Origin of the sequence: Massilia pinisoli (assembly GCF_024753285.1) — a bacterium.
GTDB lineage: Bacteria > Pseudomonadota > Gammaproteobacteria > Burkholderiales > Burkholderiaceae_D > Telluria > Telluria pinisoli.
In genome coordinates, this window is the sequence record NZ_JANUGW010000003.1 from 374,989 (window position 1) to 393,718 (window position 18,730).

General features: G+C 67.8%; 18 protein-coding genes. 13 read left to right on the plus strand and 5 right to left on the minus strand.

The features are described 5' to 3' along the window. Positions 1 to 5 precede the first annotated feature (5 nt). The 4 genes from NX784_RS05855 (at position 6) to NX784_RS05870 (ending at position 5,040) form a co-directional block, all read left to right on the plus strand. Complete coding sequence (locus NX784_RS05855) at positions 6 to 1,202, plus strand: acetyl-CoA C-acyltransferase (RefSeq protein ID WP_258815725.1); 1,197 nt, start codon at positions 6 to 8, stop codon at positions 1,200 to 1,202. 134 nt (positions 1,203 to 1,336) lie between these two features. Then, a complete protein-coding gene (locus tag NX784_RS05860; RefSeq protein WP_258815726.1) occupies positions 1,337 to 2,110 on the plus strand; it encodes an enoyl-CoA hydratase in 774 nt (257 codons plus the stop codon). Positions 2,111 to 2,203: 93 nt separating this feature from the next. Next, the gene (locus NX784_RS05865; protein ID WP_258815727.1) at positions 2,204 to 3,415 is read left to right on the plus strand and encodes a CaiB/BaiF CoA transferase family protein; all 1,212 of its coding nucleotides are present in this window, start codon (positions 2,204 to 2,206) and stop codon (positions 3,413 to 3,415) included. A gap of 104 nt (positions 3,416 to 3,519) precedes the next feature. Continuing rightward, positions 3,520 to 5,040, plus strand: coding sequence for a CYTH and CHAD domain-containing protein (locus NX784_RS05870; RefSeq protein WP_258815728.1), 1,521 nt, complete (start codon positions 3,520 to 3,522; stop codon positions 5,038 to 5,040). Between the two features lies 1 nt (position 5,041). On the opposite strand, the gene NX784_RS05875 is transcribed toward NX784_RS05870, so the two are convergent. Beyond that, positions 5,042 to 5,626, minus strand: coding sequence for an O-methyltransferase (locus NX784_RS05875; RefSeq protein WP_258815729.1), 585 nt, complete (start codon positions 5,624 to 5,626; stop codon positions 5,042 to 5,044). A 263-nt stretch (positions 5,627 to 5,889) separates the two neighbouring features. Further along, complete coding sequence (locus NX784_RS05880; protein WP_258815730.1) at positions 5,890 to 7,269, minus strand: S41 family peptidase; 1,380 nt, start codon at positions 7,267 to 7,269, stop codon at positions 5,890 to 5,892. Between the two features lie 196 nt (positions 7,270 to 7,465). On the opposite strand from NX784_RS05880, the gene NX784_RS05885 reads away from it, so the two are divergent. Together NX784_RS05885 and NX784_RS05890 are read left to right on the plus strand one after the other, a co-directional pair. Beyond that, positions 7,466 to 9,139, plus strand: a complete 1,674-nt coding sequence (locus tag NX784_RS05885; protein ID WP_258815731.1) for an acid phosphatase — start codon at positions 7,466 to 7,468, stop codon at positions 9,137 to 9,139. Positions 9,140 to 9,313: 174 nt separating this feature from the next. Next, positions 9,314 to 10,123: a DUF4142 domain-containing protein gene (locus NX784_RS05890; RefSeq protein ID WP_258815732.1), complete on the plus strand. Its 810-nt coding sequence runs from the start codon at positions 9,314 to 9,316 to the stop codon at positions 10,121 to 10,123. A 56-nt stretch (positions 10,124 to 10,179) separates the two neighbouring features. Here NX784_RS05890 and NX784_RS05895 read toward each other — a convergent pair whose 3' ends face one another. Further along, entirely contained in the window at positions 10,180 to 10,755 is a 576-nt protein-coding gene (locus NX784_RS05895) for an FMN-binding negative transcriptional regulator (protein WP_258815733.1), read from the minus strand. After that, positions 10,755 to 11,219 carry an OsmC family protein gene (locus tag NX784_RS05900; RefSeq protein WP_258815734.1) on the minus strand — a complete coding sequence of 155 codons (465 nt, stop codon included), beginning with the start codon at positions 11,217 to 11,219 and terminating at the stop codon, positions 10,755 to 10,757. The genes NX784_RS05895 and NX784_RS05900 overlap by 1 nt, the downstream gene beginning before the upstream one ends. Positions 11,220 to 11,292: 73 nt before the next feature. Here NX784_RS05900 and pdxR point away from each other — a divergent pair, with 73 nt between their 5' ends. The 7 genes from pdxR to NX784_RS05935 all read left to right on the plus strand — a co-directional run bounded on the left by pdxR (position 11,293) and on the right by NX784_RS05935 (position 18,375). Beyond that, on the plus strand, positions 11,293 to 12,822 hold the full coding sequence (pdxR, locus tag NX784_RS05905; RefSeq protein ID WP_258815735.1) for a MocR-like pyridoxine biosynthesis transcription factor PdxR: 1,530 nt from the start codon (positions 11,293 to 11,295) through the stop codon (positions 12,820 to 12,822). Between the two features lie 283 nt (positions 12,823 to 13,105). Continuing rightward, positions 13,106 to 13,252 carry a hypothetical protein gene (locus NX784_RS05910; protein ID WP_258815736.1) on the plus strand — a complete coding sequence of 49 codons (147 nt, stop codon included), beginning with the start codon at positions 13,106 to 13,108 and terminating at the stop codon, positions 13,250 to 13,252. Between the two features lie 36 nt (positions 13,253 to 13,288). Next, on the plus strand, positions 13,289 to 14,167 hold the full coding sequence (locus NX784_RS05915; RefSeq protein WP_258815737.1) for a c-type heme family protein: 879 nt from the start codon (positions 13,289 to 13,291) through the stop codon (positions 14,165 to 14,167). A 13-nt stretch (positions 14,168 to 14,180) separates the two neighbouring features. Next, positions 14,181 to 15,659, plus strand: a complete 1,479-nt coding sequence (locus tag NX784_RS05920; protein ID WP_258815738.1) for a serine/threonine-protein kinase — start codon at positions 14,181 to 14,183, stop codon at positions 15,657 to 15,659. Positions 15,660 to 15,689: 30 nt separating this feature from the next. Further along, positions 15,690 to 15,917, plus strand: coding sequence for an FHA domain-containing protein (locus NX784_RS05925; protein WP_258815739.1), 228 nt, complete (start codon positions 15,690 to 15,692; stop codon positions 15,915 to 15,917). A 199-nt stretch (positions 15,918 to 16,116) separates the two neighbouring features. Further along, positions 16,117 to 17,364 (plus strand): glycoside hydrolase family 1 protein, encoded by a 1,248-nt coding sequence (locus NX784_RS05930; RefSeq protein ID WP_258815740.1) that lies wholly within the window; start codon positions 16,117 to 16,119, stop codon positions 17,362 to 17,364. An 81-nt stretch (positions 17,365 to 17,445) separates the two neighbouring features. After that, positions 17,446 to 18,375, plus strand: a complete 930-nt coding sequence (locus NX784_RS05935; RefSeq protein WP_258815741.1) for a TolB family protein — start codon at positions 17,446 to 17,448, stop codon at positions 18,373 to 18,375. Here the strand turns inward: NX784_RS05935 and NX784_RS05940 are convergent. Further along, a complete protein-coding gene (locus tag NX784_RS05940; protein ID WP_258815742.1) occupies positions 18,372 to 18,674 on the minus strand; it encodes a YciI family protein in 303 nt (100 codons plus the stop codon). The genes NX784_RS05935 and NX784_RS05940 overlap by 4 nt on opposite strands. Positions 18,675 to 18,730: the final 56 nt, after the last annotated feature.

The following is an 18,730-nucleotide window of genomic DNA, read 5'->3' on the forward strand; positions in this document are numbered from 1 at the left end:
CTGACATGAGCAAACAACTTCAAGACGCATACATCGTCGCAGCGACCCGCACCCCGATCGGCAAGGCGCCGCGCGGCTTCTTCAACAAGACCCGTCCGGACGACCTGCTGGTGGCCGCCATCCGCGGCGCGATGGCCGCCGTGCCGAACCTGGACCCGGCACTGATCGTCGACGCCATCGTCGGCTGCTCGTTCCCGGAAGCGGAGCAGGGCTTCAACGTCGCCCGTAACGCCGTCGTGCTGGCAGGCCTGCCGAACACGGTCGGCGGCGTGACCGTCAACCGCTACTGCGCCTCGGGCATCACCGCCCTGGCGATGGCTGCGGACCGCATCCGCGTCGGCGAGGCCGACGTGATGATCGCCGGCGGCGTCGAATCGATGTCGATGGTGCCGATGATGGGCCACCACCCGTCGATCAACATGGAGACGTTCAAGGACGAGAACGTGGGCCTCGCGTACGGCATGGGTCTGACGGCGGAGAAGGTCGCCGCCCAGTGGAAGGTGAGCCGCGAAGACCAGGACGCATTCGGCCTGGAATCGCACCGCAAGGCCATCGCCGCCCAGCAGGCCGGCCTGTTCAAGGACGAGATCACCCCGGTGGAAATCGTCACCCGCACGCCGGACCTGGCGAGCGGCGAGATCAAGGTCAAGCGCCGTACCGTGGACCTGGACGAAGGCCCGCGCGCCGACGCCAGCATGGAAGGCATGGCGAAGCTGAAGCCCGTCTTCGCCGCCAAGGGCAGCGTGACGGCAGCGACGTCGTCGCAGATGTCGGACGGCGCCGGTGCGCTGATCGTCGTCAGCGAAAAGATCCTGCGTGAACACAACCTGACCCCGCTGGCCAAGTTCTCGTCGTTCGCCGTGCGCGGCGTGCCGCCGGAGATCATGGGCATCGGCCCGAAGGTCGCGATCCCCGCAGCGCTGGCCGCCGCCGGCATCACGCAGGACCAGCTGGACTGGATCGAACTGAACGAAGCCTTCGCCGCACAGGCACTGGCCGTGATCCGCGACCTGAACCTGGACACGAGCAAGGTCAACCCGATGGGCGGCGCGATCGCCCTGGGCCACCCGCTGGGCGCGACCGGTGCGATCCGCGCCGCGACCGTCGTCCACGCCCTGCGCCGCAACAACCTGAAGTACGGCATGGTCACCATGTGCGTCGGCGCCGGCATGGGCGCGGCGGGCATCATCGAACGCGTGTAATCCACACGACGTGAACGGAAGGGGCGCTGTGGCACAACCGCAGCGCCCTTTTTTATCGTAGGGTGGACGGCTCCGCCGTCCACGCGTCCAGCTAATGCATGAATGGACGCGCTACAACAACATCCGGAGACCCAATGGACATCCAAACCACCACCGCCGACGGCATCCTCACCCTCGAATTCAACCGCCCGGAACGCAAGAACGCCATCACGGGCGCCATGTACACGATCCTCGCGGACGCGCTGCGCGCCGCCGACACCGACCCGCAGGTCCGCGCCATCCTCATCACGGGCAAGCCCGAGATCTTCACGGCCGGTAACGACCTGGAAGACTTCCTGCACAATGCGGGCGAAGGCGCGATGACGGAATCGCGGCCCGTGTTCCAGTTCATGAAGGCGCTGGAAGGCTGCTCCAAGCCCGTGGTCGCGGCCGTCGCCGGCGCCGCCGTCGGCATCGGCACGACGCTGCTGATGCACTGCGACCTCGTCTACTGCGCCGACAACGCGAAATTCTCGATGCCGTTCTCGCAGCTGGGCCTGTGCCCGGAATTCGCGTCGTCGCTGCTCGTCGCGCAATCGGCCGGCTACACGCGCGCGGCGGAAAAACTGATGCTGGGCGAAGCGTTCGGCGCGCAGGAAGCGTTCGAGATGGGTATCGTGGCGCGTGTGCTGCCGGCCGCCGAGCTGCTGTCGTTCGCGCAGGGCCAGGCGGCCAAGCTGGTGAAGCTGCCGGCAGCATCGATCCGCACGACCAAGGCGCTGATGAAGCGTTCGCGCGCCGCGCTGGTGAAGGACACGATCGCCGCCGAGAACGAGCGGTTCAGCGCGATGCTCGTCGGGGCTGAGGCGAAGGAGGCGTTCACCGCGTTCTTCCAGAAGCGCAAGCCGGACTTCAGCAAGTTCGACTAAGTTTCCGGCATCCTCCCGTTTGCCGCGCCGGTTGCCAAGCCGGCGCAAACGCGCGCACAATCGCGGGCGCGACAGGCAACGACGAGGATGAGCATGAACACAGCAAGTAACACCCCGGACGCCCCCCTGAAGGGCGTGCGCGTCATCGAAATGGGCCAGCTGATCGCCGGCCCCTTCGCCGGCAAGACGCTGGGCGATTTCGGCGCGGACGTCATCAAGATCGAGGCGCCCGACGGCGGTGACCCGCTGCGCAACTGGCGGATGATCAAGGAAGGCACTTCCGTCTGGTGGCAGGTCCAGTCGCGCAACAAGCGCTCGCTCGCGCTCGACCTGCGCAGCAGCGAAGGGCAGGACATCGCGCGCAAGCTCGTCGCCGAGGCTGACGTGCTGATCGAGAACTTCCGTCCCGGCACGCTGGAAGGCTGGGGCATGGGTTGGGACGTATTGTCGCAACTGAACCCGGGCCTCGTCATGCTGCGCATCTCCGGTTACGGCCAGACGGGCCCGTACCGCGACCTCCCGGGGTTCGGCATGATCGGCGAGGCGATGGGCGGCCTGCGCCACCTCACCGGCGAGCCGGGGCGGGTGCCCGTGCGCTGCGGCGTGTCGATCGGCGATACGCTCGCGGCGCTGCACGGCGTGATCGGCATCCTCACCGCGCTGTACCACCGCAAGGTCAACGGCGGGCAGGGACAGGTGATCGACGTCGCACTGCACGAAGCCGTGTTCAACGTGATGGAAAGCCTGATCCCCGAATACAGCGCGTTCGGCGCTGTGCGCGAGCCGGGCGGCAGCGCCTTGCCGGGCATCGCACCGTCGAACGCCTACCCTTGCCGCGACGGCGTCGTGCTCGTCGCGGGCAATGGCGACAGCATTTTCAAACGCCTCATGCACGCCATCGGCCGGCCCGACCTGGCCGACGCGCCGGACCTCGCGAACAACGCGGGCCGCGTCGCGCGCGTGGACGAGATCGACGGCGCCATCGGCGCGTGGACGGCCGGGCGTGGCGTCGCCGAGGTGCTCGATGCGCTGTCGCAGGCGCGCGTCCCGGCCGGCAAGGTCTATACGGCGCGCGACATCGCCGAGGATCCGCACTACCGGGCGCGCGACATGATCCTGAAGCAGGCCACGCGCGACGGCTACGAGGTCGAGGTGCCGGGCATCGTCCCCAAGCTGATGGGTACGCCGGGCGGCATCCGCTCGGCCGCGCCGCACCTCGGCGAGGACACCGATGCCGTGCTGCGCGAAGTCGGCCTCAGCGCCGAGCAGATCGCGGCGCTGCGCGCACGCGGCATCGTCGCCTGACAGATGCGGCGAGGAATCATTACATTGTGCCGGCGGACGGGGACGCGTGTGTCGGCACCACCGTCGATGCGCTACAGTGACAGGATGTCATGACAGGAGCGATCATGGAGTGCGAAATCAAACTGGCGGTGGACGCGGCCAGTGCCGCCCAGCTCAAGAAATCGGCCGTGCTGCGCGAGCATGCCGTATCCAAACCAAGCGAAGAGGAACACGTCGATCGTTATTTCGACACCGGCGCCTTCGACTTGTGGAAGCATGGTTTCGCCCTGCGCGTGCGCAGCGCCGGCGAGCGCCACGTGCAGACCTTGAAGGGCGGCGGCAGCGCCGTGGCGGGCCTGCACCGGCGCACGGAACTGGAGGCCGAGATCCCGTCCGAGACGCCCGACCCCGACCTGTTCTGCAAGCAGCTGCGCGTGGCGCTGCCCGATCTGGCGCACAGCGTCGACGGCAGCACGCTCGGCACGGAACCCGTCTTCGTCAACCGCACGAAGCGCACGACGTGGATGCTCGCGCTGCCGGACGGTACCCACGTCGAATGCGCGCTCGACGTCGGCGAACTGCAGCGCGGCGAACGCACGACACCCGTGCGCGAGCTGGAGCTCGAGGTCAAGGATGGTGACCCCGCCTGCCTGTACGACCTGGCGCGGCGGGTGCACGAGGCGACGCCCGTGCGCATCGAGAACGTCAGCAAGGCCGAGCGCGGTTATGCGCTGGCCACCGAGGACAAGGCGCATGCCGTCAAGGCCACGCCCGTGAAGGTGAAACGCAAGGCGACATTGGGCGATGCGCTGGGCGACATCCTGCTCAACTGCCTGCAGCAGATGCAGGCCAACGAGCCGGGCGTCATGGCGGGCGACGTCGAAAGCCTGCACCAGATGCGCGTGGGCCTGCGCCGCCTGCGCGCGGCCCAGGCGATGGTGCGCGACGTCGTGCAGTTGCCGCAGCCGCTCGTCGACGACATCGAATGGCTCGGGCACGAACTGGGCGATGCGCGCAACTGGGACGTCTTCGTCGACACGGTGCTTCCCGGCCTGCCGCTGACGGAGGCGCAGAAACCGTCGCTGGCACGCGTGGAGGTCGCGGCGCGCGAGGAGGCGGAGCGCCACCGGGCACGCGTGCGGTCGGCCGTCGGCAGTCCGCGCTACACCACCTTGATGCTGGCGCTGGGCGGCTGGATCGCTGGCAAGGGCTGGCAGCACACGACGTTGCCGGCCGATCCGCTCGATGGCAAGGTCGCCAAGGCCGCGTCGAAGCTCGTGCGCGAGGCCAGTGCGCGCGTGCGCAAGCGCGCCCGCGGCTACGACCTGAAGCGGCCGGAATGCCTGCACAAGATACGCATCGCGGCCAAGAAGGAACGCTATGCACGCGAGTTCTTCACCGCGCTGTCGCACGACCGCAAGACGACGCAGCGCCACGATATGCTGGCCGACATGCAGGACGAGCTGGGCGAGATCAACGACGCCTTCGTCGCGCGCGACCTGGTCGCGCAACTGCGTGACAAGGTGCCGCAGGAGGCCGGACTGCTCGGCTTCATCGAAGGCGTGCTGGCCGCGCGCGCGGAGAATGCGATGCCCCGTGCGCGCAAGCACGTGAAGGCCAGGCTGCGCGCCAGGGCAGGTTTCTGACTCAGGCTTTCACGGCCAGGAACTCGCCTTTCCCCACCGGCACGAGGCTCGTCGTGAAGCCGGCGTCGGCGCGCACGGCGGCCGTGAACGCGGCCATCTCCTGCGCGTGCGACGTCGCGTTGTCGACGACGAGCAGGCCGCCCGGACGCAGCACGCGCCGGATGTCCGGCCACCAGTCCAGGTAGGCGCTGCGCTTCGAATCGAGGAACAGCAGGTCGAACGAGGCGTCGAACAGGCTGTCCAGCATGGCGCCGGCATCGCCTTCGAGCAGCGTGATGCGTGTGTCCAGGCCCGCGCGCGCGAAATTGGCGCGGGCCATTTCGATTTTGTCGTGCGCCAGTTCGATGGTCGTGACAGCACCGTCGACGGGCGCGGCGGCGTCGGCCAGCCACAGGGTCGAATAGCCGTTCGACGTGCCGATTTCGAGGATGCGGCGCGCGCCCGTCGCCTTGACCAGCACGGCGAGGAATTCCCCCGTGTCGGGCGTGATGTTGAGCATGCGCGTGGCGGCGTTGGCGGGGTCGCCGTCGTGCGCGTCGCCGAAGGCGGCCAGTTCGTCGAGCAGCGTCGTGAGATGCGGGTTCAAAACAATCTCCTGTCGTGGGCGGTCGTGATGGGGCTCGCGGGATATCGTGCCACAACGGCGCCGTGTCTGCTGGCCGGCGACGCGAGGCACGAAAAAACGCCGTTCCCGCGCGGGCGGAAACGGCGTTTCGAATTGGTGCCGGTATGTTTCCCGACCGCCGGCGCCGGTAGGGCGGCCGTGCCGCCATGTGCTCTTTCCCTGGGAGCGCTGCGTATTCTGACGGCCGAATATGACGCCGGTTTGACGGCCGTGTGACGGCTCGGTTACGGCGCGCCGGTGGCCACCGCAGCGCCGCTCCACCGGCGCAGCAGCCCCGCGAGTGTTGACGTGCGCTTGTGTGCGGGCGTGAGGACGGCGACGGCGGTCTGCAACGCCTTGTCGGCGCGGGTGCCGAACGTACGCGTCGATTCCGCCGGCGTGCGCGCATCGGCTGGCGTATCGGCAGGCTGCGTCGCGGGCAGGTGCCGCGCCAGGTCGGCCTCACGCAGCAGCAGGTCGTCGTTGGCGGCGGCCGCCGGCGCCACGACGATGTCGGGTGTGATGCCGCGCGCCTGGATCTCGTGGCCTGCCGGCGTGAAGTAGCGGGCCACGGTGAACTTGGCGCCGGTGTCCGTATCGAGCGGGACGACGGACTGGATCGATCCCTTGCCGAACGTGCGTGTGCCGATCACCGTGGCGCGGTGCTGGTCCTGCAGCGCGCCTGTGACCAGTTCCGCGGCCGAGGCGGACGAGCCGTTCACGAGCACCGTCAGCGGCACCGTGCGTGTCCACGCGGGCAGACCGGCCAATACGTCGGGCTGGTCCGGCTCGCGGTAGTAGCGCGCGTCGACGGTGACGGTGGCATTGGCGCCTCCTGCGCGTCCGCGCGCCGAGAACAGCATGGTGCCCGGCGGCAGGAAGGCGCCTGCGACGGCCACGCCCGCCGCCACCAGGCCACCCGGATCGTTGCGCAAGTCGAGGATCAGGCCGCGGGGCGCGTCCTTGCCGTCCAGGTGCTTCAGCGCCGCGGCCAGGTCGGCCGCCGTGGCGCCGCCGAATTCCGCGATGCGGATCCACGCGATGCCTGGCGCAGCCATGCGCACGTGCACCGTGTCGTTGTGGAGTTCCGCGCGCGTGATGCGCAGCGTCTCGACCGTGTCGTGGCGAGCGATGCCGATGGCGACGATGGTGCCCGACGCGCCGTGCATGCGCCGCGCGACGTCGTCGGTCGCGAGTCCGGCGACCGGCGTGCCGTCGACGGACGCGATCACGTCGCCCGGCCGGACGCCGGCCCGCTCGGCCGGGCTGCCTTCGCTGGCCGCCACGACGCGGAGCCGGTCGCGGTCGCCCTCGACTTCGATGCCGATGCCCACGTACTCGCCGCTGTTCTCGCGGACGACGTCGCGCATGGCGTCCTTGTCCAGGTAGCGCGAGTGCGCGTCCAGCGCGGCCAGCATGCCGGACAGGGCACCATCGAACAAGACCTTGTCGTCCACCTCGCCCACGTAGTTCTGCTTGACGATGGCGTAGGCCGCCAGCAGCCGTTCCATGTCGGCCTGCGGCACTTTTAGCGCTGGCGCGGCGGCCGCAGCGTCGGCGGCGCGCACGACGGGCATGCAGGTGAGAGTCAATGCGCCGAAGAGGGCGAGTGCAGCGCGTTTCATGGGATCCTTTCGTGATGCGTCCACGGCATTCTGGCTTGCCGGCGTGTTAAGCGCGGTTAAACGGGGGTAAATCGGCGTTAAGAGTTGTAAGCAGCCGTATTGACGGGCGTTCTTCTTTTCCTAATGGCAAAAAGGGCTGATAATTGGCGCTTTGAATCGGAGGCTTTGCGGCCGCCGGCCGCCACGGGAGAACGCCATGCAGGACCACGACGACGATCGCGCATACGACCAGGACGACCAGCCCGCCAGTCCCGCGCGCCGCCGCATCTTCCAGGCCGCGGCGGCCGTGGGCCTGTCGGCGTCGGTGGCGCCGCCGCTGCCGGCCGCCGCGGCGACCCCGAAGGCGAAGAAGCCGGTGGCCGGCTCGCTGGACGCCAAGCTGAAGGCGCACGTGAAGAACGTCGTCGTCATCTACCTGGAGAACCGCAGCTTCAACAACCTGTTCGCGGATTTCCCGGGCCTCGCCCAGCCGCTGTCCGCGCTGGCGCCCGAGGCGGCCCGCCAGAAGGACCGCGACGGCAGCGTGCTGCCGGAACTGCCGAAGATCTGGGGCGGCATGGTGCCGGCGCGCCAGAACATCGGCGGCAAGGATTACCTGATCAAGGAAGACGACATCCAGCACCTGCCGAACGCGCCGTTCAAGCTGACGGATGCGGCGGGCCAGCCGCTGCCGGAAGCGATCATCACGCGCGACCTGTGGCATCTGTTCTACCAGAACCAGATGCAGATCAACGGCGGCAAGAACGACGGCTTCGCCGCGTGGGCCGACAGCGGCGCGCTGACGATGGGGCGCTACGGCGAGACGTCGAAGAACCTCGGACTGTGGCAGATCGCGCGCGCATTCACGCTGTGCGACAACTTTTTCATGGGCGCGTTCGGCGGCTCGTATTTGAACCACCAGTTCCTGATCAGCGGCCGCGTGCCGGAGTTCTTCGATGCGGCATCCACGCCGGCCGCGACGAAGATCGCCGTGCTGGAAGACGGCCCGACGGGAACCCGCCTCGCGGTCGCGCCGGATTCGCCCAAGTCGGCGCTGGACGGCAAGCCGAAGTTCGTCAACAACGGCACCATCACACCGGACGGCTACGCGGTCAACACGATGGCGCCGCCGTACCAGCCGAGCTGGGTGAAGCCGGCGCCGGGCGGCGACGCGCAGCTGGCCGACCCGCAGGATCCCGTCGTGCTGCCGCCGCAGACGTATCGCACGATCGGCGACCTGCTGTCCGAGAAGGGTGTCAGCTGGGCGTGGTATGCGGGCGCGTGGCAGGCGGCGCTGGACGGCCGCGGCGAGGGCGCGCGCCCGAACTTCCAGTTCCATCACCAGCCCTTCAACTACTTCGAGCAGTACGGACCGGGCACCGCAGCGCGCGCCGCGCACCTGCGCGACGGCGGCCTCGGTGACAGCCCGATCTCGAACAAATTCATCGCCGACGCCATCGCGGGCAAGCTGCCGGCCGTGACGTTTTACAAGCCGCAGGGGAATTTGAACCTGCACGCGGGTTATTCGGACGTGGAATCGGGCGACGCGCACGTGGCCAACGTGATCGAACACCTCAAGAAGTCGCCGCAGTGGAAGGACATGGTCGTCGTCATCGCGTTCGACGAGAACGGCGGCTGGTGGGACCACGTGGCGCCGCCGCAGGGCGACCGCTGGGGCCCGGGCTCGCGCATTCCGGCCATCGTCGTGTCGCCGTACGCGAAGAAGGGCGCCGTCGACCACAATTTCTACGACACGACATCGATCCTGCGCTTCATCACGCGCCTGCACGGCCTGCCGCTGCTGGAAGGCCTGGCCGCGCGCAACGCGGCGTTCGCGGCGCGCGGCGCGCGTCCGCCGGGCGATCTGACGGGGGCGCTGAGCTTCCGCTGACGGCGGCGCACGCACTTTTTTCGCATATCGACAAAACTTTCCTGCTGGCTAACGCGCGCTGTTCAAGAAATCGCGGCGATACACTGTGCCTCGGCCGTTGTCATTTGAACACGAGCTTGCGCACGGCTGATCCCGCCAGGCGTCTATCCATAACAGCAATCAGGAGAGCGAAACATGCAGAACAAAAAAGTCTTGAAAGGGCTGCTGGCCGTTTCGGCGGTGGCAGCCATGTTCAGTGCCGTCGGCGTGCAGGCCCAGACGTCGCTCAGCTCGAACCCGAGCCAGACGGGCACCAGCAGCCCCGCCAAGCCGAACACGTCCGGCAAGACCACGCATGAAGGCACCATCGACAACAGCAACAGCACGGGCATGGAGAACCGCGCCAAGCAGACGGGCGGCACGGGTTCCTCGGGCATGGCCGGCCACAACGCATCCGGCATGGCCGACCAGTCGGCCAAGACCGGCAGCGCGAGCATGGGCGCCAGCGGTGCCGGCCAGGCGGCGGCAGGTGCGGCCACCGGCGCCAAGCTGAGCGCGTCCGACGAAAAAATCCTCAAAGACATGGCGATGGCCGACATGGCCGAAGTCGAGGGCGGCAAGCTCGCGCAGAGCAAGAGCCAGAACAGCGACGTGAAATCGTTCGCCCAGCAGATGATCGACGACCACTCGGCGAACCTGAAGGACGTGCAGACCCTCGCGCAGGCGCGCGGCGTGACCTTGCCGACCGAGCCCGACGCCAAGCACAAGGCCATGGCCGCGAAGCTGGAAAAGATGAGCGGCGATGCCTTCGACAAGGCCTATATGAAGGGCGCCGGCGTGCAGGATCACAAGACCGTCCACGCCAAGCTGATGGCCGCCGCGAAGAAAGCCAAGGACCCGGAACTGAAGGCCCTCGTCGAGAAGACGGAACCCGTCGTCGCGCAACACCTGAAATCGGCCGAGCAGATGCCGAAGGCAAAGGCGGGCACGACGTCCGGCAAGTGACACGAGCCCGCGCTTGACCACCCGTGCGGCGCCGTGCCGCGCGCGCGGCGCTGCCGTTATCCCATCGCAGCCAGCACCCGCGCCCTGTCTTCGGGCGTGCGGTTCTGGCTCATCTTGAATTTCGCCTCGAGCCTGTCGATGGCGATCTCGATGCCGACCGTCGTCCGCACGATTTTGTCGATGAATTCGCGCGGCGCGTCCTCCACCTTCCATCCGGCCTGCGCGTCTTCATGGCGCCCCGTCAGCCGCGTCATCTGGGCCAGGATCCACGCCGGATCGTCGATCGCGCGCAGCCTTCCGTGCGCATGGACGACCGTGTAGTTCCACGTCGGCACGACGCGCCCGCCGGCCGCCTCGACGTCGTACAGCAGCGGCGACACATAGCGCGACGCGCCCTGGAACAGCACGAGCACCTGCGCATCCTCCGCCTGCCAGACGGGATTCGCGCGGCCCGCGTGCGCACGCAGCAGGCCGCACGGCGCGTCGGCGGACGGCGGCACCAGCTCGAACGGGATGTGGTCCGCCTGCAAGCCGTCGGCACCCAGGCGCACGAGCGCACCCAGTGGATGCTCGGTCATCAGGTGGAACATGTCGGCCTGCGAGGCGGCGGCGAACTGCGTCGGCGCGTACATTATTCGAAACCCTCCACGACGATCTCTCCTTTCAATGAATTGGCGATGTAGCAGCGCGCATGTGCCTCGTGGTGCAGCTCGGCCAGCGCGGCATGGTCGGGCTGGCGCGTGCCGCCGAAGACGATGGCCGGGCGCAGCACAACGCGTGTCATCGCCAGGCGGCCGTCGACGTCCGTGTCGAGCGTGCCGACGGCATGGTCGTCGTAGCGGTCGACGACGTAGCCGCGCGCGGCCGCCAGCGACAGGAAGAACAGCATGTGGCAACTGGCGGCGGCCGCGACGAGGGCTTCTTCCGGATCGACGGCGGCCGGATCGGACAGCGGCACCGGCACGGACAGCGGCGACGACGACGCCGGCACGTCCAGGCCGCCGTCGAAGCGCCAGCGGTGCGCGCGGCTGTAGCGCTGGTCCGTGAAGGCCTGGTCACCGCGCTGCCAGGCCAGGGTGGCTTCGAATGTTTTCATCGTATCCCCATTGCGAATGAGCGTTCATCTTAGGCGAGCCAATGGCTTGCTAAAATGACCAATTAACACCAAGATGGGCATACCAATCCATTCCATCGCCATGCACGTCCACGACATCCTCGCCGCCGTCACGCTCGAACGCGACAGCGCGACGCCGCTGTTCCGCCAGCTGTACGTCCACCTGAAGACGGCGATCCTCGACGGCCGTATCGGCGCGGGCGTGCGCCTGCCCGCGACGCGCACCCTGTGCGGCCTGCTGCGGGTGTCGCGCCAGACCGTGCTCGCCGCGTACGAGCAGTTGATGGCCGAGGGCTATCTCACGGGGACGGTGGGGAAGGGCACGTTCGTCAGCGCGTCGCTGCCGGCCGGCGCGTGCGCGCGCGCGGACGCGGTGGCGCCGATGGTGCGGCCGCTGTCGGCACGCGGGGAACTCATCGCGGGCGGCATGGCGCGCGTGCTGCACCACGCGGGTCCGCTGCGCGCCTTCCGCCCCAGCATGCCGGGCCTCGACCTGTTCCCGTTCGACGTGTGGCGCCGGCTCGAAGCGCGCCACTGGCGCCATTCGACGTCCCAACTCGGCTATGCGGCCGCGGCCGGCCATGCGCCGCTGCGCGAACTGCTGTGCGCCTACCTGAAGGCGTCGCGCGGCGTGCAGTGCGCGCCGGACCAGATCGTGATCACGTCCGGCTCGCAGCAGGCGCTGTACCTGCTGGCCCAGCTGCTGCTCGCGCCGGGGGACGCCATGTGGATCGAATCGCCCGGCTACCAGGGCGCGGTGGCGCCGTTCACGGTGGCGGGCGCGCGCGTGTGCCCGGTGCCCGTCGACGCCGAAGGCATGGACGTGGCCTACGCGGCGCGCCGCTATCCCGATGCGCGCCTCGCGTTCGCGACGCCGTCGCACCAACTGCCGCTGGGCGTGACGATGAGCTTGCGGCGCCGCCTCGAACTGCTGCGCTGGGCCGAGGCCAACCGCGCGTGGATCGTCGAGGACGACTACGACAGCGAATACCGCCACACGGGGCCGCCGCTGGCGTCGCTGCAAAGCCTGGACCGCGCGGGTTGCGTGATCTACGTCGGTACGCTGTCGAAGGTGCTGTTTCCGGCACTGCGCCTCGGGTACGTCGTGGCCCCGCCGGCGCTGGCCGCAGCGCTGGCGCGGGCGAAGGCCGTCGTCGACCGCCACAGCCCCATCGTGCCGCAGGCCACGCTCGCGGACTTCATCGCGGGCGGCCACTTCGCGCGCCACATCCGGCGCACGCGCGACGCGTACGGCGAACGCAGGCAGGCCCTCATCGACGCGCTCGACGCGCGCCTGGGCTCACGCGTGCGCCAGGGGCCGTCCGACGCGGGCCTCGACCTGTGCGTGCATTTCACGGAACCGCTGGCCGAGGAGGCGGTCGCGCAGCACGCGCGCGACCTCGGCGTCGACGTGCGCACGCTGGGCTATTACACGAACCCGCAGGCCGGCGCCGATTGCGCCATCGCGCCCGGGCTGCTGCTGGGCTTTTCCGCGTTCGCGCCCGACGTGCTGCGCGCCGGCGTGGACGACCTGGCGCGCGCCATCGAGCGCGCGGCCCGGGGCGGCCCGCATGTCGGCAGATGATGAGCATCGGCGCATTCGTGCCGAAAAGCCTTTGGCTCAGTTTCCAATGTAAAAAATTACGTTCTTGCTAACGATGGCGCCATGAATTGGCGTATAGTGCGCGATCGTGTGGGCAATATTCCCACGAAAAAACTAACAGACCGCGCGCGGCCAAGGTGCAGCGACGACGCGTCGAACACGTCCAACACTAGTTACAACGCGCACAATCATGAGTATTGTCGACGTCGATGTCCTGCTCGAGTATGACGCCGCACGCCTGGAGCGTTAGCAGAGTGCGCTCGACATGCCGGAAGTCCAGTACGGGGACATCCTCGCCCCCGCCGTTTCCCCTGAATGGAAGCACGTCAAGAAGCAGACCCTCGACCTGCTCGCGCGCACGCGCGATCCAGTGCTGCATCCGGCCAAGGCGCCGAACGGTTCGTTGTTCTGACGCCGGCCACATGGAATTCAATCAGGAGAACACATCATGAAACTTTCGATCGCCGCCAAATTCAACCTGGTGTTCCTGTCGATCTTCGCCGCCGGTTTCCTCGCTGCCGGCGTCGTCGCGGACCGCCTGCTCAAGGAGAGCGCGCGCGAGGAAACCTTGCAGAACGCACGCCTGCTGCTGGAAGCGGCCAAGAGCGTGCGCGGGTACACGGCGAGCCAGATCCAGCCGCTGCTGAAGGAACAGATGAAACTCGAGTTCCACCCGCAGTCGGTGCCGTCGTATTCGGCCGTCGAGAACCTCAACGTGATCCTCAAGTCCTACCCCGACTTCGCGTACAAGGAAGCGACGCTGAACCCGACGAATCTGCGCGACAAGGCGTCGGATTGGGAAGTCGACGTCATCCAGACCTTGCGCAACAAGCCGGACATGAAGGAATTCGTCGGCGAGCGCGACACCGCGACCGGCCACAGCCTGTACATCGCGCGGCCGTTGCAGATCCAGGACCCCGTCTGCCTGGGCTGCCACACGACGGCCGCCGAGGCGCCGAAGACGATGGTCGACATCTACGGCGCGAACAACGGCTTCGGCTGGAAGCTGAACGAGGTCGTGGGCGCGCAGGTGATCTCGGTGCCGATGGCCGTCCCGATGGCGCGCGCGAACGCGATCTTCCAGACCTTCATGCTGTCGCTGTTCGGCGTGTTCGTCGCCGTCTTCATCGCGCTGAACGTGATGGTGCACCTGTTCGTCACGCGCCGCATCAAGCGCCTGGCGCACGTCGCCGACGACGTCAGCATGGGCAAGTTCGAGGCGGACGAATTCGACGTCAAGGGCAATGACGAGATCAGCGGCCTGGGTCGCTCGTTCAACCGCATGCGCACGAGCCTGAACAGTGCATTGAAGATGCTCGAGGAATGAAGCAGGACAGCACATGGCAACAATCGACAGGATAGGTAAATTTCGCATCGACGGCATGCTGGGCAGCGGCGCCATGGGTGTGGTCTACAAGGCGTTCGACGCCGACATCGCGCGCATGGTCGCGCTCAAGACGATCCGGCACGATCTGCTGGACGGCATGCGGGAAGCGGACATCGTCGCCCGCTTCCGCAACGAGGCGCAGGCGTCGGGGCGCCTCGTGCACCCGAACATCGTCGCCGTGTACGACTTCGGCGCGTACGGCGACACGACGTACATCGCGATGGAATACGTGGACGGCACGCCGCTGAACACGTTCCTCGTGAAGGACGTGCCGATGGACCTCGCGGCCAGCATCACCTGCATCACGCAGCTGCTGCGCGCGCTCGACTACGCGCACGCGCGCGGCGTCGTCCACCGCGACATCAAGCCCGCGAACATCCTCATCACGGCCGACGCCCAGGTCAAGATCACGGACTTCGGCATCGCCAAGATTGAGTCGTCGACCCTGACGCAGGTGGGCGCCGTGATCGGCACGCCCAGCTACATGTCTCCCGAACAGTTCAAGGGCGAGACGGTGGACGGCCGCTCCGACCTGTTCGCCGTCGGCATCGTGCTGTACCAGATGCTGACGGGGGTGCGGCCGTTCAGCGGCCCGGCGTCGACCGTCATGCACCAGATTATCCACGAGACGCCGTCGCGGCCCAGCGAGCGCCAGCCGGCGCTGCATCCGTCGTTCGATGCCGTGCTCGCGAAGGTGATGGCCAAGCGCGTCGAGGACCGCTACCCGACCGCGCAGGCCTTCCTGGACGCCCTGAACGCAGCGCACATGCTGCAGACGGGCGGCGTGCCGTTGACGGACGAGGACAACGAGCGCACCGTGCTCGCGTTCCAGCGCCCCGCGACGCCCGAGCCAGCGCGGCCCGTGCACCCCGCGGCCGCGTCGCAAAGCGGCAGCATGCCCGCGAGGACGGGCAGCGCGTCCGGCCTCACCGGTGTCGCGCCCGATTGGCTGCAGGCGCTCGCCGCCGACCTGCAGACGGCGTTGTCGACGCAGATCGGCCCCGTCGCGAAACTGCTGTTGAAGAACGCCGCGCGCGATGCCGTCGACCTGGACGACTTGTGCGGCAAGCTGCTGCCGCACATCGGTTCGGATGCGGGCCGCGCGCAATTCCAGGACAGCGTCCGCGAGATCAAGAAGAAGCACGGACTGTCCACCTTGGCGACGATGAGCGGCCGCAGCCAGCCGGGCGCGTCGAAGACGGCCACGCAACCGACGCAGACGGGCAGCCCCACGTTGCCGCAACTGAGCCCCGAGCTGATGGAGGCGGCGCAGATGAAGCTTGCCGTGTACGTCGGCCCCATCGCGAAAGTGCTGGCGAAGCGCGCCGCGAAGATGACGGGGAATGCCGACGAGTTCTATCGCCTGCTGGCCGAGAACCTGCCGGACCCGCAGGAGCGGGCACGCTTCCTGAAGGACGTGGGGCGTGGCTGAGCCCTCGGGCGCTGACGACGCGCGACGCCAATGCCCATCCCCCTGAGCGTCTACACGTACCGCAACGCCGCGCCCGGACAGGCGCTGGCGCGGCGCTTCGACCGCATGGGCGGTGCCATCGGCCGCGCGCCCGGCAATGACCTCGTGCTCGACGATCCCGGCAAATACATCTCGCGCCTGCGTGCGCGCGTCGAGTACCGCGACGAGGCGTTCTGGCTCGTCGACGTCGGCAGCAGTCCGCGATCAACCTCGTCTTAAAGAATGACATCAACCGTAGCGGCTGAATAAAGCGCGGCCCTGTGCGGGCGCAGCCGTGCACGGCCGGATCAGGAGACGAGGTTATACTCCGCCACGCTGGAGGTATCCCGAGCGAGACGGCGCGCGTTCTTCTGCGTGGCAACGGGACCTTCGTTCGAACAACGGTTGAATGCAATCCAGGAACCGAAAGGAGAACCGCGTGGCACGACGCCCAGGAATTTTTCCCACGTTCTTTTTGTCCGGCTTCGAATGCTCCACGTTCTTGTGGGGCGATGAAAAACGCCGCCGCAACCTGGTCGCGGAAACGGGTCATGATCGCCATGCCGCCGACGATTACCGGTTCCTGAGCCGCCTCGGCATCGCCGTGGCGCGCGAGGGCATTCCGTGGCCGATGGTGGACCGTGACGGCGGCTACGATTTTTCGTCCATCGATCCGTTCATCGCCGCGATGAACGAGGCGAAGGTCATTCCGATCTGGGACCTCTGCCATTACGGCTACCCGGACGATCTCGATCCGTTTTCCGATGCGTTCGTGGACCGCTTCGCGCGCTATTGCCGCGCCGCGGCAGAGTATGTTGTGCCCAGGGTGCGCGGTCCGCACTTCTTCACGCCCATCAACGAGATCACCTTCTTTTCCTATTGCGCCGGCGAGTGGGGCTGGGCCGCGCCGTTTCACTGCGACCGTGACGACCGGATGCGCCTGCGGCTTGCGCTGTGCCGGGCCGCGATCGCGGGCGTGAAGGCGATACGCGCAGTCGATGCGGAGGCGCGCATGGTGCACGTCGATCCGCTCGTGCGTGTGGTGGCGCCGCGCGATCGGCCGGACCAGGCCGAGGCTGCGCGCAATGAGACGGAAGTCGACACGTTCCTCGCCTGGGACATCATCTGCGGCAAGAAGCATCCCGAATTCGGCGGCGCGCCCGACGTCATGGACATCGTCGGCGCGAACGTGTATTCGTTCGGGCAGATGGAGTACCGCGAGCACGGGCCGCATGCGCCGCTGCCGCCGGGCGACGATCGCATCGCGCCGCTGTGCGACATGCTGGAGACGGTGTGGAAGCGTTATCGGCGGCCGCTGATCATCGGTGAAACGAGCGGCCTTGGCCACGGCCGCACCGGCTGGCTCAATGACGTGATGCAGGAATCGCTGGCGGCCGTGGAGCGCGGCATCGACCTGCAGGCGATCTGCCTGTTCCCCGCGGTCGACATGCCGGACTGGCACAGCGGCGCATGGGTCCACAACGGCATCTGCGACCTGACCGACGACAATGGCGACCTCAAACGCGTGCCGGACCAGGAATACATTGACGAATTGCGGCGCTGGCAAAAGGAGTTGAACCGGGTCACCCGGCTGGACGAGGACCCGTTCAGCGATCCGGTGGAACTGCAGGACGTGATCGATGCGGCGCACCGGCTCCACATGAAGCCGGACAAGAACTGGTGCTGACAGGCCGGCGCGATTCAATCGCTTGACACCTGACATACACACAACCTAGATTGGTCGTCTTCCATCTCAAGCGGGAGCGCCATGCGTATCCTCGTCGTCGTTCTTCTCGCCGGCCTGGCCGGCACTGCAGCGGCCTCGCCGGCCCCCACCGTGTTTGCGCCCGGCGTCATCTCGGGTCCGGCCGACGATGCAGACCCGGCGTTCAGCGCCGACGGTCGCACGGTGGTCTTTGCCCGCAACAGTACGTTGATGATCTCGATGCAGCAGGGCGGCACCTGGTCCACGCCGGTCATCGCGCCGTTTTCCGGGCAGTGGATGGACCAGCAGCCGACCATGTCGCCGGACGGCCGCTTCCTCGTGTTCGTGTCCAACCGCCCGATCCATGCGGGCGAGGCAAAGGGCCCGGCCGGCAATTTGTGGCGCGTGGACCGGCAGGGCGACGGCTGGGGCCAGCCCGTCCACCTGCCCGCCACGGTCAACCGCACGGCCAGCACGTGGGCACCGAGCGTCGCGGGCGACGGCAGCCTGTACTTCATCGAGCGCAGTGCGCCGGATGCGCCGTTCCGCCTGCGCCGCGCCCAGTACCGGGACGGCGGCTACCTGGCGTCCACGCCGGTCGATTTCGGCGACGCGACGACGCAGGACGTCGACCCCGCGGTGGCGCCGGACGAATCGTTCATCGTGTTCGGCTCGATGCATCCGGGGCCGGATGCGCACGAGCGCTTGTACATTGCCATGCGCGGCGGCGCGGGCTGGCGCAAGCCCGTCGATCTCGGCGACGTCGTGAACGGCGACGGGTCGACCGATACCAACGAGGCGCGCCTCGGCCCCGACCATCGCACACTGTACTTCAGCACGGACCGGGCGAGCCGTCCGCATTACCCGCGCACCGCCGCGCAGGCGCAGGCGGACCAGGCGCGCGCGGCTGCGTGGGACAACGGCCGCCAGAACATCTGGAGCGTGCCGTTGGACGAGTGGTTGCGCGACCGGCCCTCGCAGGCCACGCGTTAAGGCCGCGGCAGTTCCCGAATCTCCACCGTGCCACCCGCCTCGTAGACCGGATTCCCGACCAGGAATCGCCGCGCCGCGTCCGCGTTCTCGGCACGAACGCGGAGATAGCCCGAGATGACGGTCGCCGCGGCCGTGTCGGCACGGCCCTTCCTGAAAACCGTGCCGGTTCCGATCGAACTGCCGCCGTCGAATCGACCGGACGCGTGCAGAGATGCCATGTATTGCGCCCACAGATTGTGGTCGGTGGCGATGGCGGTATCCACCGCATCGTCGTGCATGAACAAGATGAATTCGGCCATGTCGTAAAGATTGCCCGGAGGGCGCGACAACGATAACATTCCTTTAATAACACCGA

Coding starts and splice junctions, on each gene's coding strand:
- NX784_RS05885 (WP_258815731.1), top strand. CDS start 7,466: ATGCAGGACCACGACGACGATCGCGCATACGACCAGGACGACCAGCCC.
- NX784_RS05925 (WP_258815739.1), top strand. CDS start 15,690: ATGCCCATCCCCCTGAGCGTCTACACGTACCGCAACGCCGCGCCCGGA.
- NX784_RS05910 (WP_258815736.1), top strand. CDS start 13,106: ATGCCGGAAGTCCAGTACGGGGACATCCTCGCCCCCGCCGTTTCCCCT.
- NX784_RS05855 (WP_258815725.1), top strand. CDS start 6: ATGAGCAAACAACTTCAAGACGCATACATCGTCGCAGCGACCCGCACC.
- NX784_RS05920 (WP_258815738.1), top strand. CDS start 14,181: ATGGCAACAATCGACAGGATAGGTAAATTTCGCATCGACGGCATGCTG.
- NX784_RS05890 (WP_258815732.1), top strand. CDS start 9,314: ATGCAGAACAAAAAAGTCTTGAAAGGGCTGCTGGCCGTTTCGGCGGTG.
- NX784_RS05900 (WP_258815734.1), bottom strand. CDS start 11,219: ATGAAAACATTCGAAGCCACCCTGGCCTGGCAGCGCGGTGACCAGGCC.
- NX784_RS05860 (WP_258815726.1), top strand. CDS start 1,337: ATGGACATCCAAACCACCACCGCCGACGGCATCCTCACCCTCGAATTC.
- NX784_RS05935 (WP_258815741.1), top strand. CDS start 17,446: ATGCGTATCCTCGTCGTCGTTCTTCTCGCCGGCCTGGCCGGCACTGCA.
- pdxR (WP_258815735.1), top strand. CDS start 11,293: ATGGGCATACCAATCCATTCCATCGCCATGCACGTCCACGACATCCTC.
- NX784_RS05895 (WP_258815733.1), bottom strand. CDS start 10,755: ATGTACGCGCCGACGCAGTTCGCCGCCGCCTCGCAGGCCGACATGTTC.
- NX784_RS05870 (WP_258815728.1), top strand. CDS start 3,520: ATGGAGTGCGAAATCAAACTGGCGGTGGACGCGGCCAGTGCCGCCCAG.
- NX784_RS05915 (WP_258815737.1), top strand. CDS start 13,289: ATGAAACTTTCGATCGCCGCCAAATTCAACCTGGTGTTCCTGTCGATC.
- NX784_RS05880 (WP_258815730.1), bottom strand. CDS start 7,269: ATGAAACGCGCTGCACTCGCCCTCTTCGGCGCATTGACTCTCACCTGC.
- NX784_RS05940 (WP_258815742.1), bottom strand. CDS start 18,674: ATGGCCGAATTCATCTTGTTCATGCACGACGATGCGGTGGATACCGCC.
- NX784_RS05865 (WP_258815727.1), top strand. CDS start 2,204: ATGAACACAGCAAGTAACACCCCGGACGCCCCCCTGAAGGGCGTGCGC.